Origin of the sequence: Companilactobacillus musae, assembly GCF_003967595.1 — a bacterium.
Taxonomy (GTDB): domain Bacteria; phylum Bacillota; class Bacilli; order Lactobacillales; family Lactobacillaceae; genus Companilactobacillus; species Companilactobacillus musae.
Map to the genome: position 1 here is coordinate 264,429 of NZ_BIFW01000002.1, position 25,116 is coordinate 289,544.

Annotated in this window: 23 protein-coding genes; 5 read left to right on the plus strand and 18 right to left on the minus strand. The window is 33.5% G+C overall.

Annotation, left to right across the window (positions count from 1 at the left end; genetic code table 11):
• Positions 1-65: 65 nt before the first annotated feature.
• The 11 genes from LAB100_RS04960 to LAB100_RS05010 all read right to left on the minus strand — a co-directional run bounded on the left by LAB100_RS04960 (position 66) and on the right by LAB100_RS05010 (position 9,969).
• Positions 66-929: a helix-turn-helix domain-containing protein gene (locus LAB100_RS04960; protein WP_119325645.1), complete on the minus strand. Its 864-nt coding sequence runs from the start codon at positions 927-929 to the stop codon at positions 66-68.
• 223 nt (positions 930-1,152) lie between these two features.
• Positions 1,153-2,058 carry a glycine betaine ABC transporter substrate-binding protein gene (locus LAB100_RS04965; protein ID WP_119325644.1) on the minus strand — a complete coding sequence of 302 codons (906 nt, stop codon included), beginning with the start codon at positions 2,056-2,058 and terminating at the stop codon, positions 1,153-1,155.
• 10 nt (positions 2,059-2,068) lie between these two features.
• The gene (locus tag LAB100_RS04970; RefSeq protein WP_174233492.1) at positions 2,069-2,932 is read right to left on the minus strand and encodes an ABC transporter permease; all 864 of its coding nucleotides are present in this window, start codon (positions 2,930-2,932) and stop codon (positions 2,069-2,071) included.
• Positions 2,925-4,136 carry a quaternary amine ABC transporter ATP-binding protein gene (locus LAB100_RS04975; protein WP_119325643.1) on the minus strand — a complete coding sequence of 404 codons (1,212 nt, stop codon included), beginning with the start codon at positions 4,134-4,136 and terminating at the stop codon, positions 2,925-2,927. The genes LAB100_RS04970 and LAB100_RS04975 overlap by 8 nt, the downstream gene beginning before the upstream one ends.
• A 390-nt stretch (positions 4,137-4,526) precedes the next feature.
• Positions 4,527-4,934 (minus strand): MerR family transcriptional regulator, encoded by a 408-nt coding sequence (locus LAB100_RS04980; protein WP_162894171.1) that lies wholly within the window; start codon positions 4,932-4,934, stop codon positions 4,527-4,529.
• 172 nt (positions 4,935-5,106) lie between these two features.
• Positions 5,107-5,421 carry a SemiSWEET family transporter gene (locus tag LAB100_RS04985; RefSeq protein ID WP_119325641.1) on the minus strand — a complete coding sequence of 105 codons (315 nt, stop codon included), beginning with the start codon at positions 5,419-5,421 and terminating at the stop codon, positions 5,107-5,109.
• A 128-nt stretch (positions 5,422-5,549) separates the two neighbouring features.
• The gene (gene dltD, locus LAB100_RS04990; protein ID WP_119325640.1) at positions 5,550-6,818 is read right to left on the minus strand and encodes a D-alanyl-lipoteichoic acid biosynthesis protein DltD; all 1,269 of its coding nucleotides are present in this window, start codon (positions 6,816-6,818) and stop codon (positions 5,550-5,552) included.
• Between the two features lie 3 nt (positions 6,819-6,821).
• A complete protein-coding gene (gene dltC, locus LAB100_RS04995) occupies positions 6,822-7,061 on the minus strand; it encodes a D-alanine--poly(phosphoribitol) ligase subunit DltC (protein ID WP_371851211.1) in 240 nt (79 codons plus the stop codon).
• A 15-nt stretch (positions 7,062-7,076) separates the two neighbouring features.
• Positions 7,077-8,285, minus strand: coding sequence for a D-alanyl-lipoteichoic acid biosynthesis protein DltB (dltB, locus tag LAB100_RS05000; protein ID WP_119325639.1), 1,209 nt, complete (start codon positions 8,283-8,285; stop codon positions 7,077-7,079).
• Positions 8,278-9,798 (minus strand): D-alanine--poly(phosphoribitol) ligase subunit DltA, encoded by a 1,521-nt coding sequence (dltA, locus tag LAB100_RS05005; protein ID WP_119325638.1) that lies wholly within the window; start codon positions 9,796-9,798, stop codon positions 8,278-8,280. The genes dltB and dltA overlap by 8 nt, the downstream gene beginning before the upstream one ends.
• 21 nt (positions 9,799-9,819) lie before the next feature.
• Complete coding sequence (locus LAB100_RS05010; protein ID WP_119325637.1) at positions 9,820-9,969, minus strand: teichoic acid D-Ala incorporation-associated protein DltX; 150 nt, start codon at positions 9,967-9,969, stop codon at positions 9,820-9,822.
• 867 nt (positions 9,970-10,836) lie between these two features.
• Here LAB100_RS05010 and LAB100_RS05015 point away from each other — a divergent pair.
• From LAB100_RS05015 to LAB100_RS05025, 3 genes are all read left to right on the plus strand, one after another.
• Positions 10,837-11,676: a WxL domain-containing protein gene (locus LAB100_RS05015; RefSeq protein ID WP_119325636.1), complete on the plus strand. Its 840-nt coding sequence runs from the start codon at positions 10,837-10,839 to the stop codon at positions 11,674-11,676.
• A 143-nt stretch (positions 11,677-11,819) separates the two neighbouring features.
• The gene (locus LAB100_RS05020; protein WP_119325635.1) at positions 11,820-12,899 is read left to right on the plus strand and encodes a GDSL-type esterase/lipase family protein; all 1,080 of its coding nucleotides are present in this window, start codon (positions 11,820-11,822) and stop codon (positions 12,897-12,899) included.
• A 172-nt stretch (positions 12,900-13,071) separates the two neighbouring features.
• Positions 13,072-13,794 (plus strand): GntR family transcriptional regulator, encoded by a 723-nt coding sequence (locus LAB100_RS05025; protein ID WP_119325634.1) that lies wholly within the window; start codon positions 13,072-13,074, stop codon positions 13,792-13,794.
• A gap of 217 nt (positions 13,795-14,011) precedes the next feature.
• Here LAB100_RS05025 and LAB100_RS05030 read toward each other — a convergent pair whose 3' ends face one another.
• The 5 genes from LAB100_RS05030 to LAB100_RS05050 form a co-directional block, all read right to left on the minus strand.
• Positions 14,012-14,743 carry a GntR family transcriptional regulator gene (locus LAB100_RS05030; protein WP_119325633.1) on the minus strand — a complete coding sequence of 244 codons (732 nt, stop codon included), beginning with the start codon at positions 14,741-14,743 and terminating at the stop codon, positions 14,012-14,014.
• Between the two features lie 73 nt (positions 14,744-14,816).
• The gene (locus tag LAB100_RS05035; RefSeq protein ID WP_119325632.1) at positions 14,817-16,466 is read right to left on the minus strand and encodes an alpha,alpha-phosphotrehalase; all 1,650 of its coding nucleotides are present in this window, start codon (positions 16,464-16,466) and stop codon (positions 14,817-14,819) included.
• 293 nt (positions 16,467-16,759) lie between these two features.
• On the minus strand, positions 16,760-18,490 hold the full coding sequence (locus LAB100_RS05040; protein WP_119325631.1) for an ABC transporter ATP-binding protein: 1,731 nt from the start codon (positions 18,488-18,490) through the stop codon (positions 16,760-16,762).
• Positions 18,487-20,250 carry an ABC transporter ATP-binding protein gene (locus LAB100_RS05045; protein ID WP_119325630.1) on the minus strand — a complete coding sequence of 588 codons (1,764 nt, stop codon included), beginning with the start codon at positions 20,248-20,250 and terminating at the stop codon, positions 18,487-18,489. The genes LAB100_RS05040 and LAB100_RS05045 overlap by 4 nt, the downstream gene beginning before the upstream one ends.
• A gap of 47 nt (positions 20,251-20,297) precedes the next feature.
• Positions 20,298-20,762, minus strand: a complete 465-nt coding sequence (locus LAB100_RS05050; protein ID WP_119325629.1) for a MarR family winged helix-turn-helix transcriptional regulator — start codon at positions 20,760-20,762, stop codon at positions 20,298-20,300.
• A gap of 145 nt (positions 20,763-20,907) precedes the next feature.
• Between LAB100_RS05050 and LAB100_RS05055 the strand changes: the two genes are divergently transcribed.
• Complete coding sequence (locus tag LAB100_RS05055) at positions 20,908-21,438, plus strand: GNAT family N-acetyltransferase (protein WP_119325628.1); 531 nt, start codon at positions 20,908-20,910, stop codon at positions 21,436-21,438.
• A 74-nt stretch (positions 21,439-21,512) separates the two neighbouring features.
• Here the strand turns inward: LAB100_RS05055 and LAB100_RS05060 are convergent, their stop codons facing one another.
• Positions 21,513-22,196 carry a GTP pyrophosphokinase gene (locus LAB100_RS05060; protein WP_119325909.1) on the minus strand — a complete coding sequence of 228 codons (684 nt, stop codon included), beginning with the start codon at positions 22,194-22,196 and terminating at the stop codon, positions 21,513-21,515.
• A 71-nt stretch (positions 22,197-22,267) separates the two neighbouring features.
• Positions 22,268-23,500 carry a cytosine deaminase gene (gene codA, locus LAB100_RS05065; protein ID WP_119325627.1) on the minus strand — a complete coding sequence of 411 codons (1,233 nt, stop codon included), beginning with the start codon at positions 23,498-23,500 and terminating at the stop codon, positions 22,268-22,270.
• A gap of 197 nt (positions 23,501-23,697) precedes the next feature.
• Between codA and LAB100_RS05070 the strand changes: the two genes are divergently transcribed.
• Positions 23,698-25,047: a cytosine permease gene (locus tag LAB100_RS05070; RefSeq protein ID WP_119325626.1), complete on the plus strand. Its 1,350-nt coding sequence runs from the start codon at positions 23,698-23,700 to the stop codon at positions 25,045-25,047.
• Positions 25,048-25,116 lie beyond the last annotated feature (69 nt).

Consider the following 25,116-nt stretch of genomic DNA (forward strand, 5'->3'; position numbering starts at 1 on the left):
TATAACATACTAAAAAAGCAGCACTCAATTCCCAAGCCCGAGAATCAAATACTGCCTAATTAATATTACAAGTTATTACTTGCGACCCAACGTTTAATAACTTCGATTTCTTTTTCATTTTGATTAAACTCTGAAAAGACCAAAGCCTTATTTATTAAGTTACGAACCTTCTTATTATTACCATTAACCCGATTTTCATTCATTGCTAATTGTGCATAAATTCTAGCAATATAATAAGTTACATGATTTTCAGAACAGATCTTAACACCATAATTTAGCAAAGCATTAGCTGTTTCCAATTCATTTCTTTCGGAGTAATAAATTGCACAATAAAAAATGATATTAATATAACGCCAGATTTTAGAAACATCATCTATGGACATTGTATAAATATTATTAAATACTTTGCTGAAATAATACTCACTCTTTTGATCATCACCCTGCTTAGCGTAAACCATTCCCATGCCTACAAAGGCTAGAAAGGTAAAAATCGTTTCGCCATGCGCATCCAATTCGGACAAAATACGATTAAAATCAAAAACCGCATCAAATAAATCACCATCATCTAAAACATTCAAATATCCTTTCAGATAATAGAACTGCATTAAAGCATCCTTATCATGTGCTAAATCTTCCGGATTAATTGCTTTAATAATTTTCCAAGAGTCTCGATATTCTTGAATAATCAAATTAAATTCAGCCTGATTCATTTCTTTAACTACCTTTTGACTCTTAGTATCACTAACACCTATGATGCTGTCCAAAGATAGATCCAAGCGATTGCATAATTGAATTAAAATCTTTAATGATGGTATTTTGCCATTATTCTCAAATTTACTTAATGTGGCTTGCGTACAAATGCCGCTACTTAGTTCTTTTTGGGAGAGACCTAATTCTTTTCTTTTATCAATAAACGTCTGTATATCCACGCCATCGCCCCTATATAATAATTTTATATCATAATTAATATAATTATATACCCTTAGTTATATCATGTCATTGCTATGATTAATAGGTCGACAATTTGTCTTTTTATTATATATATATTTCATATGATATATAATATGAGAACTGCTTATTATTATTCCATATTTAAATATTTAGCACTCATAAAACAAAAAAGAATTGGAATTTCTTCCAATTCTTTTTATTTTATTTATTTTTTAAATCACTAATGGAATTAATGTTAGTCATATATTTTGGAACAGCTAGCCCTACTCGAGCGCCCTCCAAATTGGCACCTAAATCTTCAAATCTACCCTTATAATCAGAATAGAACTTAGCTGAAGTCTTAGGCAACCATGCACTAACCGTTGCATCGGCAGCCTTAGTGGCAATTGATGCCCAAACCGGTTGCATTTCCATTGATTGGATCGTTACTTTATAACCTTGATCTCTCAATACTTGAGCAATCACGTTAGTTGAAGCAATTTCTGAATCCCAAGCCACATAAGTTAACTTGATCGACTTACCATGAACCTTCTTAACCCCTTTAGTCCATTGTTGAACCGTTTGAGGATTCTTCTTGATCCACTGTTTAGCAGCCTTTTCTGGATCTACACCATTATTAACTTTTAACATAACATCAGACATCTGTGAAGGTGTCCAATGGAAACGACTTAAAATCGTATAAGCTTCTGGTGAATCTTTCTTTAAGCCTTTACGAACGATTGTACTGATATGTTCAGCCTTACCGTAAGTATTCTTAGGATCTTTCAAAAACTTCAATTGATATTTTTTAAACATCCAATGTGGTTGCCAACCAGTGATAACGATTGATTGTTTATTTTTATATGCTTTATCAAGTGTACTTGTCATGGCTGAAGTTGAACTTGGCTGCAATTGCCAATTATTCTTTTCCAAGCCATAATCTTTCAAAGCTGTTTGTGTTGAAGCCATAACACCAGCACCAGCATCAATACCAGTAATAGTGTAATTAATCTGTGGGCCCAACTTTTCCTTACTATTGTACGGAGCTGTCTGGGAACTACATGCGGAAATAATTGGGATAATTAGTAATGCTAATAAGAAAAGTTTGATAAACTTTTGTTTCTTCAAAAAATCCCTCCTAGTTTTTTCTGCGTGTTCTTGTTAATGATTGAGTTAATCTATCTAAGATAATCGCCAAAATAACAATTGCCAAACCAGCTGAGAAACCATTACCAGCATCATTTCTACCAACGGCGAAGTAAACTTTAGTACCAAGTCCCATAGCACCGATCATAGAAGCAATAACAACCATAGATAATGAAAGCATCATACTCTGGTTGACACCAGCCATTAAACTACTTTTAGCAATTGGCAATTCAACCTTAAACAATTTTTGCCATTCTGTTGATCCAAATGAATCAGCAGCTTCAATCAATTCATCAGGAACTTCTCGAATACCCATGTTAGTCATTCTAACTGTTGGTGGCATAGCGAAAATAACTGATGCGACGATACCAGGAACCATACCGATGCCAAACAAAGCAACTGCTGGAATCAAGTAAACGAAGGCTGGCATTGTCTGCATAAAATCAAGTACTGGTTTCAAAATAACTTCAGCAACATGACTTTTAGCCATTAAAATTCCCAATGGAATACCGATGACTAAAGCAATTAAACTAGAGGTTAAAACCAATGTTAATGTTTGGGTCATATCACGCCAATAATTCAAATTCCAAATCAAAAGTAAACCTAAGAATTCAAATATCAATAAGCCCCAATTTTGTTTATCACGATTAACGTAATAAGTTAAAGCTAGAACTAAAACAATAAATAACCAAATTGGAATTAAATCAAAGACCCATTGAAAGGCATTGTTAATAGAACCAATAAAGTTAGTAATAGCATTGAAAAAGCCTGTAAATTGAACTAACCAATTAACAAAATTATCAATCCAGTGAGCTAATGGAAGTTCTGGAATACTACCTAAAATTAAACTATTCAAAATCGCTCACCTCATTTCCTGCTAAAGCACCTAGAACGGCACCACGAACAATAATTCCTCGTAATTGCTTCTTATCGTTGATAACGGCAAATGGAATACCTGTTTGTGAAATATCGTCCATTAGGTCAGAAATTGGTGTATCTTCAGCTGTTGTTGGAACCTTAGTTTGAATAATAGGTGTAATATCCCCTTTCTTCTCACGAACTAATTTAATAACATCATTGGCATCGACGACACCAAGTAATTTACGTTCGTTGTTAACAATATAAGCAGTTGAAACTTCGTTAGCCTTCATCATCTTCAAGGTCAAACGAGGACCAGCCTTTTCAATATTGATTGTCATTGGACGAATCATTACGTTACCTGCAGTAAGAACCTTACTACGATCAACGTTTTCGATAAATTCTTCAACATATTCATTAGCTGGATGTGTCAAAATATCTTCCGGAGTACCAGTTTGAATTACCTTAGCATCCTTCATGATCATGATTCTATCACCGATCTTCAAAGCCTCATTTAAATCATGACTAATAAAGATAATTGTCTTGTGTAATCTTTCTTGAATATCCAAGAGTTGATCTTGCATATCAGTTCTATTCAATGGATCAAGGGCTGAAAAGGCCTCATCCATTAATAGTATTTCGGGATCATTTGCTAAAGCACGAGCCAATCCAACACGTTGCTGCATACCACCTGATAATTGATCAGGGTATTCATCGTTATAGCCGGTAATACCGACTGTTTCCAAAGCATCTTTGGCTTTTTTCTCGCGAGTATCTTTATCTACACCTTGAATTTCCAAGCCGTATTCAGCATTTTCCAAAATTGTTCGATTAGGTAATAATCCAAAGTTTTGGAAAACCATACTCATTTTCTTACGACGGACTTCACGAAGTTTCTTTTTATCCATCTTCATTAAATTCTCGCCATCAATCAAGATTTCACCTTCTGTAGGCTCAATAAGACGATTGATCATTCTTACTAATGTTGACTTACCACTACCTGATAGACCCATGATAACAAAAATTTCGCCATCGTAGATTTTGAAATCTGCTCGGTCGACACCAAGTGTAGCACCTGTTTCCTTGAGAATTTCCGATTTATCTTTTCCCTGTCTGCTTAACTCTTTGGCTTTGTTGATACGTTTACCAAAAATCTTAGTTAAGTTTTTGACTTCTACTTTTGTACTCTTATTAGTACTCATTAAATCCCCCATTCTTGGAATTGAAACAAACAAAGTTTATGTTCATTAATTAGAAATAAAAAAGCTGTTATTTAACAAAAGAAATAACAACGACCCTTATAACCCTAACAAATATAATTTAGTTATGCAAATTATTAGATTTATTGTAAGCCGTTTATTCCACAAAAAAAGACCATAATTTAATTTTTACAAATCATGATCTTTTATAGTTATGATATAGCTTTGAGCATAGTTAAAAGAATTATATTCTCACAGAAAAAAATATATTTAAATTTTTTTCTGCCGATAATAGGATTCGACCACAAAAAATAGTGCCAATCAAAGTTTTTTTAAGAAATTGTTTATATATTTTTTCACTTTTCTTCCATTATATGTCGATTTTTTGCAATCTTAATTTAAGTGCATTTCTTCTTTAACATATTTCTCCGTTCCATCAGAAGTAGCCTTACCATAATATGCACATTTAAAATTAATTGTATCCAAAGTTTCTTGTAATTGTTTCATTTGTTCTTGTACGGAAACTCTTAATTCTTGAAACATCTGAGAACGTTCATTCAATGTTTTATCACCTTGTAGAGTCCATTGAACAAATTGCTTAATATCTTTAATGGGCATTCCTGCGTTCTTAAGACATTCAACGATTTTCAATGTGCTGACATTATCTTCATTGAAACGTCTAACTCCAGCAGCGTTTTTATTTAAATTAGGAATCAGGCCTTCTTTGTCATAATAGCGAATCGTGGGAACTGATAAACCGAACATTTCAGCTACCTCCCCAATCGAATAAGTAACGGCCATTTCTTGCATAAACATTTTCCTCCTAATGAATTACGAGTTCTCCTTAACCTAAAGTTAAGTTTAGATATTAAAGTGATAATAACATTTAAACTGATTTTTCCCAAAAGAAGACTACTAAAAAGCCCAACGATTGATGCTCGTTGGGTTCTATTACGAATTATCTTGTCAAAAATTAATGGATATATACTGTAACGACAGTAATTAAGCCAAATAAAACACCTGGTACATTTGAAATAATTATTGGCCAATCCTTATAAGTTTTAAGCCAACCATAACCGGTCCATAGACATCCATTGATCATTGCCACAAATGGCTGTAAAGGATTAACCGGATTACCTGAAAAATTGGCTATTATTTGTGGAACATAAGAAACATACATAGCAATACACGTAAAGGTTGCTAGTTTACTAAGCAGTTTCAACATTTTAACTTTTTTGGGATCAACTGCATCTTTTCCCTTCGGATATTCACCATTATCAACTCTCATAGTAATCATCTCCTCACAATTAAGGATAACACTAACATTCAAATTTTCCTTTAATTTTAATCACCATAAAATGCCCCATAGCTATTAGATAAAGTTCTAACAACCTTGCGGCATTTTAAGTTTGAGTCTTATTTATTATTTGAAAATTTTGTATTATTGGCCCATGTATCAGTTAAGAAGTAGCTGTCCATCTTATATTGAGTATTCTTAGGATTTGCCTTCTTATCCTTATAATATCCCTTAAGATGGTGATCTAACATCAACCAACCACGCCATCCCATATGGATAGTATCTTCAGCAATATAGTTAGAATTTTTAACATTAGATAAATCAACGATATTATTAAAACCTTGTGATCTCAATTGATACTTGATCTTAGTATCAAAGTTTGTAATAGAACTCATTGGCATACCAGTGTATTTAACCCAGTAAGGATTGATTGGTTGAATGACAAACATTACTTCAACTTTGTTTTGAGCAAACATATAAAGCAAAGCTTCAAAGTCATTATATTCTGGTGAATGTGTATAAGTAACATGCTTATGCGCATTCTTATAAATATCAATTCTCTTCTTCAATTGTTTCTTATAGAAAGAATTGCCAATTTGTAAGTCATTATCAGTTGAATGTTTCTCAGCTAATTTAATCGCTAATTTATTCAAATGCTTGTAGTCATATGTATCAGGCAATTGGCTTGAAGCTTTCTTGATCATATTCTCATGATCATTCATCGAAACTGAACCGAATAAATTATCTTGGCTTTGTAAACTTGAGCGAGCAAAGTTTTTGATATAAAAACGTTGGAAACTAGTAATTTGTTTGCCTTCAGAAATACGCTCTAGTGCACCATCTTCGATAGGTCCTTTACTGACGCCTAGATCAAGGATTCTTCCAGCAACGTATTTGTTCATCGCCTTATCGCCGTGATCTGAATTCAAAATAAAACCAGTCAATTGAAGTGGTGATAAGAAGTATTTGAAAGCATCTGATGGAACACCAGATTTTGTAAACCATTGTGGAGAAATAATCATAACAGCTTTATTTCCCTTTAAATTGGCCATCCCACCAACATTCATGGCTTGCGTCAATGAAGCTGTACCGGGATTACCTTGCAAGAATGGTTTATTCTTCCAATTATATTTTTGTGCCATGGAAGATGGATGGAACGGATCCATTCTAGAAAGTTCTGATGAACCAATGATAGGAATGTAATTTTCCTTCTCGGCAGCATTCTTCAAGCTTTCACCTTTTAGAACACGAACATCAAGTGAAGTAGCAGCTTGTTGAACTTTTTGTGGTGTCACTGTCTTAAAGTTGATTGGTGCCCAGAGAAGGATCAATAAAGCAGCAATGGCAACTATAACAGGTCCAAAAATCATCCATAACTTTTTTTTCATAATCTATTCCAATTCTTGTACTTGTTGAGCAATTTTGTTAACTGTTGACCATTGTGAACGATCAAATTCAGAAACTGGTACTTGAATACCAAAAGTATCTTGTAATGTTACTAGAACCTCTACCGTTGCCATTGAATCAAGAACACCATCTTTGAATAGATCTTGGTCAGCGTCTTGGCCAGCATCATCCAAACCTGTAACATCTTGTAAAATACCTACAATTTTTTCTTTAATATCATCCATAATAAACTCTCCTATCTAAAACCATAATTTGTCTAAAATACCTGAGAAAATCATAAAACTAAAACATACAACATTGAACGTTAAGAAGATTGCAAAAGCCTGTGTAAACTTATTACTTGGAATACTCTTACGATGTTTCTTCTTAAATCTTAACCAAGCATCGTTGGTAATCATTGCTCCAGCGTGGAACAAACCATAAACGATGTAGTACCAAGTTTCACCATGCCAGAATCCCATGATCAAGAATAAGGTCAAATAACCAACATTGGCGATTGTGACACGATTCTTGAGCCATTTGTGCTTGATTACTGTAAACATCAAACGCATATAGATAAAATCACGGAACCAGAATGATAAAGTAATATGCCATCTATTCCAGAAGTCCTTGATATTCTTAGACTTGAATGGAGCTCTGAAGTTCATTGGAGTCTTAACTCCCATGAAATTACTGATTGCGACGGCAAAAAGTGAATAGCCAGCAAAATCAAAGAATAGATACATACTATAAACATACATATAAGCTACCAAAGCCCAAGATAAACCTAATGGAGTTTGACCTCGATACGATAAAGTTAAAATTTGGATCTTTGGCAATAACAATGTTCCAAAGAAATAACCAATAATAAATTTATACAACAATCCTTGCATCAACTTATTAACACCACTGTGGAGCAACTCTACATACTCTTCACGGCTAGGAACATTAACAACATCTTTTTGGAAACGTCTGAATCTATCAATTGGTCCTGAAGTGATAGTTGGGAAAAAGAGCAAGAATCTCATGAATTCATAAGGCTTGATCTCTTTGATAACACCATCACGAATTTCCATAATGATTTCAACGGACTTGAAAGTTAAATAACTAATACCCATAAATGCGAATAATGAAATCGTTGGATTTTTAATTAGTGGATCTAATTTGACGAAAACTAATGGAATAATTGCCAAAATAACAAACGTGGTAAAGACCCAAAAGCCATTGTGTTTCTTACGATACGACAAGTAAATGAAGACGATCAGCATTTCAAAAATGATATAACAAATCAACGAAATACCTTGTGACATATTGCCACCAAAGAAAGCTGTTATCAAAACAACGATTGATGCAAACATATCATAGATTCTGAAACGTTTACCGAACCATAGTCCAATAATTATTGGAAGTAAGAGAATTAACAGGTAAATAAAATAATGGGGACTACTATAAGGTGTAATGTTATTCATTAATCTCGCCTATTAAAGTCTTTCTATCAATTTTCCCATTCTTACTGATCGGTAATTCATCAACAAATTTCAAAACATTAGGAATCATATATTCCATCGTTGTTTCTTTCAAAGAATCTTTGATATTTGAAACTAAATCTTTTTGATCATCGTCGCCATACTCGTCTTCAAGAACGATACAAGCAATCATTTTACTTACTTGTTTCTTATTATTATATAAAGGAACAGTACATGATTGTTTGACTTGTTTTAAGTTACCTAATAAAGAATCAACCTCTTCAAGTTCAATTCTGTAACCATGCATTTTAATTTGAAAATCGGTTCTTCCATGATAGTATAAAAGACCATTTTCTCCTTCACTGATCATATCACCAGTGTGATAGAAAGTTTTTCCATCAATTTGTTCAAAAGCCTTTGCTGTTTGAATGGGGTTATTCAAGTAACCCTTTGAAACATCTGGTCCACTAACTAATAATTCTCCTGTCATTTGACCAGTCTTTTCATCAATTGCTCCATTGATCTTATGTTCCATATTGGACTTCAAGTAACCAATTGGTAATCGGTCAAATTCTTCCAAAGCCTTTTCATCAATTTTAATTGATGTAATAGCAACAGTATTTTCTGTAGGGCCATAAGTGTTGTAAAGTTCAGCACTTGGAAACTTTTTAAGTAGTTTTTGTGCTGTTGCATGAGTTAACTCTTCGCCACAAAAGATAAACTTATTCAACTGTGGCATATGTTCTTCATCAAAGCCTCTAAACAACAAGCACATTTCAAAAAATGATGGTGTTGAAACCCAAGTATTGAAATCTGAGTTAAGAATAGCTTCTTGTAATTTACCAAAATTCTTAGTTGTGTCTTTATCAACAACACTTAAGGTTGCACCATTCATCAAGCCTGGATAAATATCGAAGACTGATAAATCAAATGAGAATGGAGCTTGCAATAACATATTCATTTGATTCGAATAATTAAATTCTGTTTTGGCCCATTGTGCAAAGTCCAAAATATTATTAGTACTAATTTGTACCCCTTTAGGAGTACCTGTTGTTCCTGAAGTGAAGATGATGTAGAAATTATCATCTAATCCAACACTACGATTATCATCATAAATATTGTTATCAGATGCTAAAACTTTCATTAATTCTTCTTTAGTTACTTGTGGAGTTTCAACCCCAAAGTCACTGATATCACTCCAATTCAAAATCAAAGCTGGCTTTGCAACACTATTGATTTGAATTACTCGAGAAGGATCTGAACCATCATCAACTGGAATATAAGGATGCCCTGCTTTAATAGCACCTAAGAACATCACTAACATTTCAAATTGTTGCCCACCAAAAATAATTACAGGACTTTTAGCAGGTAAAAACTTCTCTTGTAGATAACTGGCAACTCGATCAGATTCTTGTAATAATTCTTGATATGTATGTGTTTCTTCACCATTCTTGTAACAAATCTTTTCAGGTGACTTTAATGCGGTAGTGGTAATTTTTTCAATGATTGCATTCATAATAATATTCCCTTCTTCCTGCTAGAATTCGTTATAAATAAATTTGGCACTGCCGACACCGTTATATCCATATATATATAAGAGCACTAAGAAAATAGTAAAAAATATAACAGTTTTAAGAATAAAAATCGTAACTGGCTTTTTAAAAAAGTTAAGGAAACTATTTTTCATAACCAACACCTCACTGAAAGAGTTTGCTTTTGCGGAAACTATATAACCATTCAAAATAAATGGTGTCAAACCAAAAAATAAAGCAAAATAATAAAATATTGTTATTTCTATATCGCCTGTATAAACATTATAATAAAAAAAGTGGTTGTACTAATCAGCCTATTTTGTAAAAAAAACTTGTCCTTTTTGATTAAATTCAATGTTTATGCGGGGTTCAGAGCTATTTGTTTAAACAAATAGATTATAAGAAATTATTCATCATTTTTCAAAATATACGCATTGTAACTGTCACTTATTAAAGTGTTGGTCCAACAACGACACTTTTAGAGCAATCGTTTATCTATTAACGAGCTTTATTATTGAACTCCAGAAATTAAAAGTAAATAATTGATTATCATAATTACTAAAGTGTTAGTATCATGTGACAATTCTGTAAGATAAGGCGCTTACATCTTTCAAAAATTATTTAATTTCAATAAGGAAAATAACAGTCTTTGTATTTAGATACTTATATTGTTTTAAACATGTAAAAAAAATAGATTCCCTAACGGGAATCTATTTTTATACTAATTATTACCAACTGATCTTTTTAACACTAGAAATCTTTTCTTCAACCAACTTCCAAAAATTCAGCTTTATTCTATATATCAGATATCTAAATTTAAGTATTTGATATTTTGATCCATTATCGTCTTTTCCAAATATCAGCCAAAGTGTTTATTTAAAAACCTCAAAAAATCTTATTCCAGTTTAGATAAAAAACATTTATAAATTACGATACAAACTGTCTGACTAATTTTGCTAAACTTTAAGCATGGAGCAGGTCCGTAAATAAGTCTGCAAATAAATCAGTTAGGGGGACAACTAATGAAATTGTTAAAAAATATCGTTTGCTTATTAGTTTTAACTAGCCTTAGCTTGTCCATCACTCCCTTAACTACAGCTAAAGCAGCTACCGCCGCTAAAGCAATTCAAGTAAATACCAGAGAAGCTACATCCGCATCGTTATCCCCTACATACAGTGCCTTAAGTTCCAGCGATGTAGCAACACCAACAAGTACAGCTGCTGATACAACAACAACCGCCGATACAGCTACATCTGATGTTAGTGTTACTGTTCTTTCTGGAATTCTAACTTTGGAAGCTGTTCCTAACTTCAACTTTGGTTCAATGATGCAGGGAACTACTGCTAAGTTAAAAAATAATACCGTTGATACTACTGGTTACAACAGTGATGATAATACAAAGCCTATTACTGCTGGTAAAGATGGTAATGACAGTGGATTGTTAGAAGTAATTGATTCACGTAACACTTCTGATAAAATGCCTGGTTTTACCTTGTCAGCCTCAATGGGACCACTTAAAACTATTGATTCCGATTCAACAGCTGATTTGAATGCTATCCTACATTTAAGTGCTATTCCATTACTTGATGGTGACAAAAATAATGTTTCGACTACTTCTAATGATTTAACGACTGAAACCGCTTCAATTGACAGTGAAAAAGGCAATACAGCAAACGTCATGAACCTAGAAGCTGGTTCTTATAATGCTGGAATTATTAGTGCTAATTTTAATACTCCTGATTCAGCTAGCTTAAATATTCCCGGATCTGGAAATAATACTGAGAAATCAGCTAAAAATATGAACGCTGTTATCACTTGGACTTTGACAGCTAAACCAACTGTTACTACTGCAACGAAATAATGGAAATACTCACAAAACTTTGAAATGAGTTTTATGAGTATTTTTTTGCAAATAAATCTAAAGTTTTAATCTATGCAAGCTTGAATAGTATTCAAACATATTATCATAAAACTAGTAAGTGACTTGCTAAAGAAGAAGGGTTAATGATGATCGTAACTACCACTTGGAAACATAATTTTACCAATTACGCTAATCTTGAAAATATCAATGAATCCGGGAAACAGCATTTAGAAATCATGCAGCCCCTATCCACTAAAAAAATTTGTTTAGAATTGAATAACCTATACGACGAATTACCACTTCAAATAACGTCTATCGTTATCTATTCTGACTCTAAAACTAAATATTCCGTCACTCTAGATGGCAAAAAGCAATTTAGTATTGAACCTCATTTAGTGGAATATAGTGATTGGATCGATGTTGATCTACCAGCTAATAATTTTCTTTCGATCGATATCATATCCCCAAATAAAACTATCCATTCCGCTGGCTTAACCATTTCTAATGATCTCGTAAAAACTAAAGACCAAACCGCTGGAGTTTCCAAATATTTTTTCGGAGTCTCAGGAATTCAAGTTCAAACTCAAAAAGTTCAAAAACGAATTGCCTTTTTCGGAGATTCGTTAACTAATCAAGGCAATTTCTCAGCTCCTTTAGCTTTAGAATTAGAAATAAAATTTCATATTATGACGGCAAATTATGGTATTTCCGGTAATCGTCTTCTACATCCTGGACACAGTACCTCTCAGTGGTCGACTAGTTTTGGAGAAGCCGGTTTAACCAGATTTGATCACATGTTGATTGATTATCGTCCTAATCTAGTAATTTTTATGGAAGGCGTCAATGATTTATTACATCCAGGCACTGGTGCGCCAGAAAATGAGTTACCTACTGCTTCAGCAATCATTAAAGCTATTCATCTTCTCAAACAAAAATGCAAACAGTTCAATATAACTTTTGTGCCTATGACAATTACTCCTGCTTTAGGCAATATTAACGGAAACGTTCAGGGATTCAACGATCAAAAGGAAACAATCCGTCTAGAAGTTAATCAAGAACTTATGAAAATGCCACACATCATCGACTTAGCAAATTTAGTTGGCGAAAATGGTCGGCTCAAAAAAGAATTCGATTCGGGTGATCACGTTCACTTTTCTTCTAATGGTGGTCAAAAAGTATCCGAATACATTAAAGAACAGCTTATCAGAAAAAGAATGATTTAAATATTCCATTATCATCAAATTTCACTTACTTGTGGAATATTCAATTATTGAATATATTAATATTTTTTAACAATTATGTTTAAATTATTTTCAATATAATATATTATTAAATAGTATACACATATCATTAAATGGTATACACATATTGATCAATAGTATTGGAGCGTTACAAATGGCTGAAACTACTAACAAAAGTATTTATCAAGAACTTAAGCAACGAGTAGTTAACGGAAAATATAACATTAAGATGCGTTTGCCCACAGAGGAATCACTGATCGATGAGTTTCACGTTAGTCGTTATGCTATCAGAAAAGCCATCAAACAGCTGTCTGATGAGGGTTTGGTTTACAGCGTGAAGGGAAAGGGTGTTGTCGTACTTGAACAAACACCTCAAACTCAAGAAATTAACCTAAGTTTAAAGGAGATCAACAGTCTTCAAACTTTGAATGATGCTGAAGATATTAGCCGAACAACAATTATTGCTGACTTTCAACAAGTTATTGTCGACGAAGACCTTAGTCACAAAACGTCGTTTGCTATTGGAATTCCGCTTTATGCTATCAAGCGTGTTCGTCGCATCAATAATAAGAATGCCGTTTTAGATATTAACTACTTCAACGCTCAATTAGTTCCTGATATTAATCCCGAAATCGCAAAAGATTCTATTTATACCTATATTAAGAAAAATCTGGATATGAAAATTGCTGTGGTCAAACGCCAATTGAGAATTGAACACGCTGATCAAATTGACTATGAACACTTAAATCTCGGCATCAACAATTGTGTGGGAAATATGATCAGCTTTGCTTTTAATGATGATGGTAAGCAATTTGAATATACTGAGTCACACTTTATTCCTGATAATTTCATTTTTAATCAAATAATTAAGTTTTAAGATTGAAATCAATATCTTAAAATAGAACCTAATTTTCCTATCAAGAAATTGGGACATAACTAGTTTTTCCCCAACATGCAGCATAAACGCGGAACAAGAACACAGCTTCTTCCGCTTAATCAAAATAAGGGTGGTAACTCAAAATCGAGTTACCACCCTTATTTACATTAATGCTCGGAAACTAAACGTGTTTTGTCCCGCTCTCTTTTGGTTTACTTTAATAAGATTCAAATCCAACCAATGAAAAGTGATTAGGTACATACTTAGTTTCAGTACATTCAAACAAATTCCCCAAATCTGTATAAACGTACTTCTTCAAAGCACCGACACAATTTGCTTCATTTAAATCTAATAATTTTGATTCTTTATCAGTCACCGTTTCAACTGATGCTACTGAACGAGCAGCTGCAATCTTAAACAATTGTTCATCTCTGATATATTGATAGATTGATCCTTGTGCATTAACTAAAGACAAGTCAGGAATGCTCTCTTTTCTAAAATAACTGGTATCCAGTGCCATAGCCTTACCATTGACCATTCTCAATCGTTCAACATAATAAGCCATATCGCCAACTGTAAATGAAGTATGTTTTGATAATTTATCATCAATTTCAACTTCTTTAAATTCTAAAACCTTAGTTGTTAATTTCTTGATGAATTTGTTTTGTGGAAAACTCATCAAATCTTGAAATCCAAAATGATTGGCAGCCGAAAAAATAACTCGATTGTCAACAATTGGTTCCAAAACAACTACTCCACGGCCTTTAACTGTGTATACTAAACCATCAGATTGAAGTTTTTTCAAAGCTCGACGAATAGTATTTCTGGTAACGCTAAATCTTTCTGATAAATCTTCTTCACCAGGCAAGATCGTTTTAGGTGGGTAAACATTACTGTCAATTTCACCCTTTAAAATATGATATATATCTGAATATAAATTTTTTGGCATTTTTTCTCCTCAATCAGTAACGTAATTTAATATCTCTCTATTTGAAAGCGGTAAAAAACACCCTGTTGGGTGTTTATTTATTTTCTAACATTACAGATTCGTATGGACGCAAAGTTACTGTACCGTTGCTTTCTTTTATCCCCTCATAATTGCCCAGCAACAGGTTGAAACCATTTGCTATCTTTCTTTCTTGATTTTCATCAGTAAAATTGGCCATTACTAAAATTTTACCCTTATCATTAAATCTTTCATAGCTATAAACGCTATTATCTTTAGAATCTAACAATTTATATTCGCCATCTGTCAATAAAGTCTTGTTTTTACGCAAAAAAATTAAGGCACGATAGAAATTAAAGACATTGTTTTTCATTTTTAGAACTTTTTCTACTGAATAATCATCATGGTGCAATGGCTTCAACCACGGTTGTCCTGTAGTAAAGCCATAATACTTATTAGAATTCCACTGCATTGGCAAACGTGAATTTTCACGCGATTTTTGTTGCAAGATCTTAATTGCAGTATCTTTTTTAACGCCATTATCCAGCATTTCTTCATAGGCATTGATAGATTCATGATCTTGATACTGGTCAATATCAGTAAAATAGGCATTTTTCATTGCAATTTCATCACCTTGATAAATATAGGGTGTTCCTTGCAAACCGAATTCTACCATGGCTAAAAGTTTAGCTGATTGATCACGATATTTACTATCATCAGTGAATCTTGAGATGGCTCTTGGCTGATCATGATTATTCCAGAATAATGCATTCCAACCACCTTGCCGATTCATTTTAACTTGCCAATCACTCAAGATCTTAGTCAGATCCGTTAGTTTGTAATGCCCTAGTGTCCATTTATTTCCACCAGTATAATCAACCTTCACATGATGAAATGTGAAAGCCATTGATAGCTCTTGTCGTTTAGGATTAGTGTATTTAACAGCCTCAGATACTGGTGTTGAAGACAACTCACCCACAGTAATAAATTTATTTGGGCCAAAAACCTTTTCATACATTTCATGAATATACTCATGAACATGGGGGCCATTAGTATAGAAGTTTCTACCATCATCCAAAGGTGTTTCAAAAGTATCATTAGGAAGATCTTTATCTTTAGAAATATTATTGATTACGTCTAAACGGAATCCATCGATTCCTTTAGCAGCCCAGTACTTCAACATTTCAAAGATCTTATTACGTAATTTTTCATTACGCCAATTCAAATCTGGCATTGTTACATCATATAAGTGTAAGTAATATTGATCTAATTCTGGAACATATTTCCAAGCACTACCACTAAACTTTGAAACCCAATTATTAGGTTCGTGTCCATCAACTGGATCTCGCCAAATATAAAAATCATGATATGGATTATCTTTAGATTTTAAAGCTTCTTGAAACCATTGGTTTTCATTGGAGGTATGGTTTAAAACCATATCCATAATAATTTTGATTCCTCGTTTATGTGCTTCATGCAAAAGGTTTTCAAACTCATCCATCGTTCCAAAAACTGGGTCGATCTGATAATAATCGGCAATGTCATAACCGTTATCATTTCCTGGTGAACGATACATTGGTGTCAACCAAATCAAACCGATTCCCAATTTTTTTAAGTAATCTAAACGAGAAATGATACCGTTGATATCACCAATACCATCCCCATTTGAATCTTGAAAACTGCGTGGATATATTTGATACACAGTTTCTTTTTGCCATTCCTTCATTTAATAGTACTCCTCATATTTGATAAAAATTAAGCCTACTTGACACCGTGATTTTATAATATGTTTATACATCTGTCAATATTTTGAGAAATTGAAAAATATCAAAAATTCTACTCACGACCACCCGCAAGGCTTATTTATAAAGAATTATTATTTTTGAATAAATTTAAATTTATACAGCTTGTCTGTTTGCGATTAATCAAAAAAGGAACGATATCTATCAGCACACACGAGTATATTTACCTCGAGTTTTCAATAGATATCGTTCCTCTTTTTTATCAAAACAATTCATATTACTTAGTAAATTGACTGTTATACATATTTGCATAAAAACCATTCTCTGACATTAATTCATCATGCGTACCACGTTCAATTATTTCACCATCTTTAACTACCAAAATCAAATCAGCATTTTTAATAGTTGAAAGTCGATGGGCAATAACGAATGAAGTTCGATTCTTCATTAAAATATCCATGGCCTTTTGAATCTGTTCCTCAGTTCTAGTATCAACTGAACTTGTTGCTTCATCTAAAATCAGCATTGGTGCATTTCTGATCAGAGCTCTAGCAATAGTCAAAAGTTGTTTTTGGCCAACAGATAAACTAACTGAATCATCCAAAACTGTATCGTATCCCTTTGGCAAAGTTTCAATGAAATGATCCAATCCTACTGCTTTAGTAGCATCTTTGATTTGTTCATCGGAAACGTTCTTTTGATTATAGACTAAATTATTTCTAACTGTATCATCGAATAACCAAGCTTCTTGTAAAACCATATCAAACTGGTTTCTAACTTCTGAGCGCTTCATATCAGTTATATCGACACCGTCAATTTTGATTTTACCGCTATTCATATCATAGAATCTCATCAATAAATTAACAGTTGTTGTTTTACCAGATCCAGTAGGTCCGACAATAGCAATCTTCTGACCTGCCTTAGCTTTAACTGAAAAGTCTTTGATGATCTTTTGACCTAGCAAATAACCAAATTCGATATTATCAAATTCAACATTACCTTTTGTACCAGAAATAGTTTGATAACTATTTTTATCTTCAACAACTTCATCTTCAGCTAAGAAATCAAATACTCGTTTCATAGCTGCCTGAGCTAATTGCAAACTTGAGAAGGCCTGGGTAATTTGTGATAAAGGTTGTGTAAATAAACGTACATAAATCATGAAAGCCACGATCACACCAATAGTAATATGACCATTTAAAACTAAGATAGCACCTATCACACTGACCATTACGTAACCAAAATTACCGATAAAGTTCATCAATGGCTGCATGATTCCTGATAAGAACTGTGACTTCCATACATTATCTTGCAAATCATTATTCATTTGATCAAACGTTGATTTAGCCTCATCAGTGTAATTATAAGTATTAACAACATCATGACCACTATAAATTTCTTCAATGTAGCCAGAAACATCTGCTAACTTATTCTGTTGATTATAAAAGTATTTTTGTGATCTCGACATTAAAACAATCGTTAAAACAAATCCGACCAACACCGATAAAACTGCTGTAAATCCTAATGTCACATTTGTTGTAAACATCATAACGATACTACCAATCAATAAAGTAATCGCTGATACTAATATTCCCAAACTTTGATTCAATGATTGACCGACAGTATCCAAGTCATTAGTAACACGACTCAACGTGTCACCTTCGTTATGAGTATCAAAATATTGTAATGGTAAATTATTGATTTTTTCTGTAATTTTCGTACGTAATTTTTGAGTAAATTTTTGAGTAATTGTTGCCATGATGAAGCCTTGTCCATAAGACAAAACTGCCGCAGCAACATAGATAATTGCCAAGATCCAAACAATCTGCATAACCTTAGTTAAATCAATTGCACCAAACAATCCCTTACTGATCAAATCAGTGATCTTGCTTAATTTACTAGGTCCGATAATAGTAAAAATACTACCTGCCATTGCAAAAATGAAAGCAATTATTAATGGTATTAGATATTCTGAACCATATTTCTTGATACCTTTAAGTATTTTCATTCAGCAAGTTCCTCCTTTGATAATTGTGAGTAAGCAATTTCTTGATAGACTTCATTACTCTTCAACAACTCTTCATGAGTACCCTGACCAGCTACATGACCGTTATCTAACACTATTATCAAATCAGCATCCATAATAGTACTAATTCTTTGAGCAATGATAACCTTAGTAGTTTGAGCAGCCTGCTCTTTTAATTGTTCACGTAATTTTTTATCAGTTTCATAATCTAAAGCTGAGAATGAATCATCAAACAATAGAATCTCTGGTTTTCTGGCAATCGCTCTAGCAATTGCTAATCTTTGTTTTTGACCACCGGAGAAATTATCACCATGTTGTGCCACTTTAGCATCTAATTGCTTATCCTTTTGTTCCACAAAATCTCTTGATTGAGCTACATCTAAAGCATCATAAAGATCATCATCGGTTCTTTTACCTGATGGTGTTGAACCAAAATCAAGATTGGAACGAATTGATCCACTGAAAAGAACTGCCTTTTGAGGAATATAACCAACTTTATTATTTAAGTCTTTTTGAGAATAGTCCTTAACATCAATGCCATCGACTAACACTTGACCTTGAGTTGTATCGTATAATCGAGGAATCAAATTCATTGCTGTTGATTTACCACTACCGGTAGAACCAATAAAAGCAATTGTTTGACCTGTTTGTGCTTTAAAATCTAAATTATGAATTGCATCAGCTTCAGCACCAGGATAACGGAAACTAACATCTTTAAATTCTAAAACACCTTTTTCAGTTGTCTGGCCTTCAGTTTTATCCAAGTGTTTAACTGAAGGGTCTACGTCTAAGACTTCATTAATTCTACCTACTGATACAGTTACACGAGGTAGGAGAATAAAGATGATCGACAAGAGTAAGAATCCTAAAATAACTTGCATAGCATACGATGAAAATACGATCATATCACTAAATAAGGTTAACCGAGTTGCTCCAACAGTTGCCTGGTTAATAATAATGGCACCAATTGCATAAACGGCTAAGGTCAATGTACTAGAAATGAAACTCATTCCCGGATTCATTAAGGCTAGAACACGATTAGCAAATAAATTAGTATCTGTTAAATCCTTATTAGCTTTATTAAACTTAGCATTTTGATAATCTTCTGCATTATATGCATGAACTACTCTGATACCAGAAAGATTTTCTCTAGTAACCAAATTCAAACGGTCAGTCAAACTCTGAATTTTCTTAAATCGTGGTTGTACCATTAAAAGAATAAAAGTTAACATAACAATTAAAACTACTACCGCAACAGCTGTGGCAGTAGTCCATTGCCAGCCTTTATTAGCAATCTTAGTAATAGCCCAGATTGCTGTAATCGGTGCTTTGATAATAACTTGTAGACCCATAGCTATAAATTGTTGCAACTGTGTCAAATCATTAGTTGAACGAGTTAACAAACTTGAAACCGAAAAGTTCTTAATATCATGAGTTGAGTAATCCATAACTTGATCAAAGATATCTTTTCTTAGTCTAGCTGTAAAACCTGCCGCTACATGAGCTGCAAAGTACCCTACGATGATTGAAGCTATAACACTCAAAACTGACAAGAGAATCATCATCATACCGGGCTGTAAAATTTGACTTATGGTAGTACCTTTTTCTTCAAGCCTTTGAGTAATTGTCGACATGTAACTAGGTATCTCAAGTTCTAACCAAACTTGTACGATAATAAATATCAAACTAATACCAATCATGCCATATTCTTTTTTATTTAACTTTTTAAATAATTTTAGCATTTAGTCCTCCTCTAGTTCGTATACGAACTATATCTTCAAAGAAAATACTATTTAGTGTTTTCTTTAATTTGTTTAAGCACTTTAAAAAAGATTTCCAATTCGTTAGGATCGATTCCCTGGCGTAATTTTTCCTCTGTTCGTGCAGCATTTTTGTCTATTTCATGCATAATATCTACGGCATAATTTGTCAGATTCAAACACTTGACCCGGGCATCCTCACTCGAAGGTGTTGTGTAGATCAATCCATTTTTCACCATGCGACTAACTAAGCCACTAGCTGTGGATTTACTGATAAACATAGCTTTTTCTATGTCCTTTTGAATAATCTGTTGACCTTTATGGCTATATAAATAGCCTACTGTCATCCCTTGCAAACGTGACACACGATCGGTTGCCTGACTATCAGCGAAAGGATTGCCACCCTTTTTCTTTTGATCATGGTGAATATAATGTGAAATATGTAATGACAAATCTCTAACATTAAAAACAATCATTGTTTTTGGATCAAACATATCGTTCACCTCATTTGTTCGTATGCGAACTATATTAATCTTTTTAATTTTTAAAGTCAAATATTTTTTTGAAACAAATCATTTTACAGTAATGAATTTATAGTTTATTATTCATATTCTAATTGAGGATTAGGAGATAAGAGTTATGCGCCAAGTTAAAACAGAGAGATTGACTATCCGTCCTATTCAAGTAACGGATTACGAAGAACTACAAAGTATTCTATTCGACCCTGAAGTTGTTAGATATACCAGATATCGTGATATTACTAACACTGAAAAATTTGCCGAAATCTTTGAACAACATTTTTTAAATAATATCTATACTTTTGGTATTGAAACTAAAATTGATCATAAACTAATTGGATTTTATGAATTTCATCCCGAAGAAAATGTAGGGATTTTAACATATGCTCTTGCTCAAGATGCCTGGGGCAAAGGTTATGTTGCCGAAGTAGGAATTGCTATGATGAATTATGGTTTTGAAGAATTGAATTTTGACAAAATTGAGGCCCACTATGCCAGCCTCAATCCTCGCTCTGGAAAAGTAATGCACAAAATGGGTATGAAAGATTTAGGACAAATCGATACTTTTACAGTTCCAGAATCTGGTGAAGAACACCAAGTAATGGCATACGAATTAACCAAAGATGATTGGAAATTAAATCAAGCAGTTTAAATAAAAAACTATTTAGAAATATAATCCCATTACCTGGAATTATTAAATCTAAATAGTTTTTTTTGAATATTCTATTAAATTAAATCCTTATGAATCTCTTGCATGCCTCTTTCAATCTGCTCTAGTTCATCAGCGTAGCCCTTTAATTGATCGCCATACTTATCAACCAGCTTACTATCAACATTAGTTTTATATCTTAACTTATGTTCCAAACTAGCCCACATATCCATACCAACGGTTCTAATTTGAATTTCAACTGGTACATCAATTGGACCTTTGGACTGAAAGACAGGAACTTTAACAATTATATGCAAACTACGATAGCCACTTTCCTTAGGCTGTTTAATATAATCCTTACGTTCTAATAAAGTTACATCTGTTTGGTTCGTTAATAATTTTTCAACTTTATAAATATCATCTAAATAATTAGTAATGACCCTTATACCGGCAATATCATAAATATTCTTCTGAATACTTTCAGCAGTCAAAGCATATCCCTTACGCTCAGCTTTTTGTAAAAGACTTTGCATATCTTTCATTCTAGATTCCATATGGTGAATGGGATTATAATCATAATTCACTTGAAACTCTGAATCCAAATTTTCTAGCTTTGTACTGATCTCTTTTTGTCCAGCTTGATAAAGTTGAAATATTTTGATCATTTTAGAAAGTTCATCTATTTCAGGACGTTTTTCCAAACCTCCTAATTGTGATTGTAATTTCTTTAAATTTACGACATTTTGTCTTTCTAATATCATATGCTCTTCCTTTAAATTATTATCAAAAAAGACAGCCAATTATGGTTGTCTCCATTCTATACTTATTCAGTCTAAATATATAATTCAGTTTCAGCTGGTTTAGTCTTACCAATAACTTCACCATTATGAACTGACAACAATACCGCTGCATGTTTATTCAAAGCATCATAGAAGTTATGAGCATCTAATAATACGAAATTAGCTGGCTTCCCAACTTCGATTCCGTATTGATTTTGAACATGCATAACTTTAGCACTATTGGTTGTAATAAATTTGTAGGAATCCATAATCTGCTGATGTCCCATCATTTGAGTAGCATGCAATCCTTCAGCTAAAACATCGAACATATTACCATTCCCCATTGGATACCATGGGTCCTTGATATCATCTTCACCAAAGGCAACATTGATACCATTCTCATCTAGCTCCTTAACACGTGTTAATCCACGACGCTTAGGATAAGTATCGAAACGACCACCTAGATACATATTAACTAATGGGTTAGAAATAAAGTTCATATCAGACATCTTCAACAAGCGCATCAACTTGTACATATAAGCATCATTATATGAGCCCATAGCAGTTGTGTGTGACGCTGTAACTCGATCTCCCATACCACTTTCATATGCTAAGGTAGCTAATGTTTCCAAGCTTCTTGAACTAGGATCATCGATTTCATCAGTATGTGCATCAAACAACAAGTCATTTTTTTGAGCCAAATCAAACGCAAATCGTAAGGATTCGACAGAATATTCTCGATTAAATTCATAATGAGGAATTGCTCCGACAACATCAACGCCCAATTTAACGGCCTTTTCCATCAATTCCTTACCATGTGGATAAGACATGATCCCTTCTTGTGGAAAGGCAACTAATTGCAAAGTCATCCAATCCTTAACGCTCTCTCGAACATCAATCAAAGCCTTAAGAGCCTTCAAGCTAGGATCGGTTACATCAACATGTGAACGTACAAATTGTATTCCATGGCTAGCTTGCATCTTTAAAGCTAATATTGCCCTTTTTTTGACATCCTGATAAGTCAAATCCTTCTTGCGTTCAGTCCAGATACGAATTCCATCGAACAAAGTTCCGTTTTCATTCCATTCTGGTTGTCCAGCTGTTAAAGTTGAATCCAAGTGAACGTGTGGATCGACAAATGGTGGTAACAACAATTTTTCATGCCCAACAATAACTTCTTCACCGTCTTTAGGTGACAAATGATCAGCTATTTCGGTAAACTTTCCATCTTCAATTCTAATATCTTTAGCGGACTGATTTTGGATTCTGACTTGTTGTAATAACATCGATATACACTCCTCTGAATTTTTGATATAGTATACAATTTCTAAGTTGACATTGCCAAGTATCTACATTAAACTAGCAACAATATAAATTCTTTTTAAGGGCAGTCCAGTGAGGCTGACAAGAGAGCGGTAAGACTAGAAGTAGGACTGCTCAAGAGAGTAGTCCTTTTTTACTGCTCATGATTACGGGGGTAAAAATGGATAAAAAAGAACATATTCAAGCAACAACACCTGATCAACGGGCGATGTCAAAATGGGACATGTTTGCCACCTGGATTGGCGCTAATGCTAATAATGGAACTTGGTATATCGGTGGCGTTATCGCTGCTGTCGGTTTGATTAAAGCTTCAACATTACTTGTCGTTGTCGGATCAATCTCCTATATTCTTTTAGGATTAGCGTCATACATGGGTTACAAAACTGGTTTACCAGCAATGACTTTAACAAGACCTTCTTTTGGAGTCAAAGGATCTATCCTGCCATCAATTGTCAACGTTGTACAATTTATTGGTTGGGCAGCCATCAATACTTTTATTGCTGCAACCTCGATCAGTTTTATTCTCAAAGACATCTTAGGATGGGATAATTCTTCATTCCATAATCAATTCAGTATCATCATAGGAATTGTAGTTATGTCTATTTTACATCTAATTAGTATCTCTTTAGGGGAAAAATCTGTTAAATGGATCGAACGAATCGGGATAATTCTTGTTATCATCTTAGTAACTTGGGAATCCGTTGTTGTTTTAAAAACTGTCCCATTCCACGAAATCGTCAAGTGGCAACCTGCTACTAAATTCCAATTACCTAGTGGTAAAATTGTCGATATCTTAGCCGCCTTCAACTTAGCTTGGGTCACTGCTGCGGCTGACTTCAGTCGTTTTACTAAAGACAAACATGCTGCCACTACTGCTTCTTTCTTCGGTGCTAATATTGGTTTATTCTGGTTCGCTTTTATTGGTCTGATTGCCACAATCGCCACAGCTATCACCATCAATAAATTCGATCCCAACAATGCTGATCCTAGTACCATTGCCGCCAAATTAGGGCTTGGTATTTTAGCAATGCTTGTCATTGTAATTACTAGTACCACTGCCAATGCCGTCAATTTAATGGCAGCTGGTTCGGCCTTAACCAATATCTTCCATCGTTTAAAACTCACTCCCGCTCTGTGGATAGTAACCTTGATCGCTACTGTTATGACTTTTATTCCAGTTTACATTGCCAGTTTCTTGACTACTTTTGAAACATTTCTCGATGGTATTGGAATGTTCTTGGGACCAGAAATTGCTATTTTTCTAATTGATTACTTCTTTATCAAAAAGAAAAACTATCAGGTTTCTGAATTTTCTAAACCTCAAGGTGCTTACTGGTATACCAAAGGTATTAATTTTCTAGCTGTTACTACCTGGATTATTGGCGTTCTAAGTTACTTAGGATTAAACAAATTTAGCTTTATCGTCAATACTGTTGGGGCAACTTTCCCGGCTATGATAATTTCCGCCATTTGTTACTATGCTGCAGCCAAAATTAAAATCAAAAAATAATAAAAATAGACTAATACACAAATGATTTCTCATTTAGTATTAGTCTATTATTTTTGTATTGATTATTGA

Coding starts and splice junctions, on each gene's coding strand:
- LAB100_RS04975 (WP_119325643.1), bottom strand. CDS start 4,136: ATGAGTACTAATAAGAGTACAAAAGTAGAAGTCAAAAACTTAACTAAG.
- LAB100_RS04980 (WP_162894171.1), bottom strand. CDS start 4,934: ATGGCCGTTACTTATTCGATTGGGGAGGTAGCTGAAATGTTCGGTTTA.
- LAB100_RS04985 (WP_119325641.1), bottom strand. CDS start 5,421: ATGAGAGTTGATAATGGTGAATATCCGAAGGGAAAAGATGCAGTTGAT.
- dltD (WP_119325640.1), bottom strand. CDS start 6,818: ATGAAAAAAAAGTTATGGATGATTTTTGGACCTGTTATAGTTGCCATT.
- dltC (WP_371851211.1), bottom strand. CDS start 7,061: ATGGATGATATTAAAGAAAAAATTGTAGGTATTTTACAAGATGTTACA.
- dltB (WP_119325639.1), bottom strand. CDS start 8,285: ATGAATAACATTACACCTTATAGTAGTCCCCATTATTTTATTTACCTG.
- dltA (WP_119325638.1), bottom strand. CDS start 9,798: ATGAATGCAATCATTGAAAAAATTACCACTACCGCATTAAAGTCACCT.
- LAB100_RS05010 (WP_119325637.1), bottom strand. CDS start 9,969: ATGAAAAATAGTTTCCTTAACTTTTTTAAAAAGCCAGTTACGATTTTT.
- LAB100_RS05015 (WP_119325636.1), top strand. CDS start 10,837: ATGAAATTGTTAAAAAATATCGTTTGCTTATTAGTTTTAACTAGCCTT.
- LAB100_RS05020 (WP_119325635.1), top strand. CDS start 11,820: ATGATGATCGTAACTACCACTTGGAAACATAATTTTACCAATTACGCT.
- LAB100_RS05025 (WP_119325634.1), top strand. CDS start 13,072: ATGGCTGAAACTACTAACAAAAGTATTTATCAAGAACTTAAGCAACGA.
- LAB100_RS05030 (WP_119325633.1), bottom strand. CDS start 14,743: ATGCCAAAAAATTTATATTCAGATATATATCATATTTTAAAGGGTGAA.
- LAB100_RS05035 (WP_119325632.1), bottom strand. CDS start 16,466: ATGAAGGAATGGCAAAAAGAAACTGTGTATCAAATATATCCACGCAGT.
- LAB100_RS05040 (WP_119325631.1), bottom strand. CDS start 18,490: ATGAAAATACTTAAAGGTATCAAGAAATATGGTTCAGAATATCTAATA.
- LAB100_RS05045 (WP_119325630.1), bottom strand. CDS start 20,250: ATGCTAAAATTATTTAAAAAGTTAAATAAAAAAGAATATGGCATGATT.
- LAB100_RS05050 (WP_119325629.1), bottom strand. CDS start 20,762: ATGTTTGATCCAAAAACAATGATTGTTTTTAATGTTAGAGATTTGTCA.
- LAB100_RS05055 (WP_119325628.1), top strand. CDS start 20,908: ATGCGCCAAGTTAAAACAGAGAGATTGACTATCCGTCCTATTCAAGTA.
- LAB100_RS05060 (WP_119325909.1), bottom strand. CDS start 22,196: ATGATATTAGAAAGACAAAATGTCGTAAATTTAAAGAAATTACAATCA.
- codA (WP_119325627.1), bottom strand. CDS start 23,500: ATGTTATTACAACAAGTCAGAATCCAAAATCAGTCCGCTAAAGATATT.
- LAB100_RS05070 (WP_119325626.1), top strand. CDS start 23,698: ATGGATAAAAAAGAACATATTCAAGCAACAACACCTGATCAACGGGCG.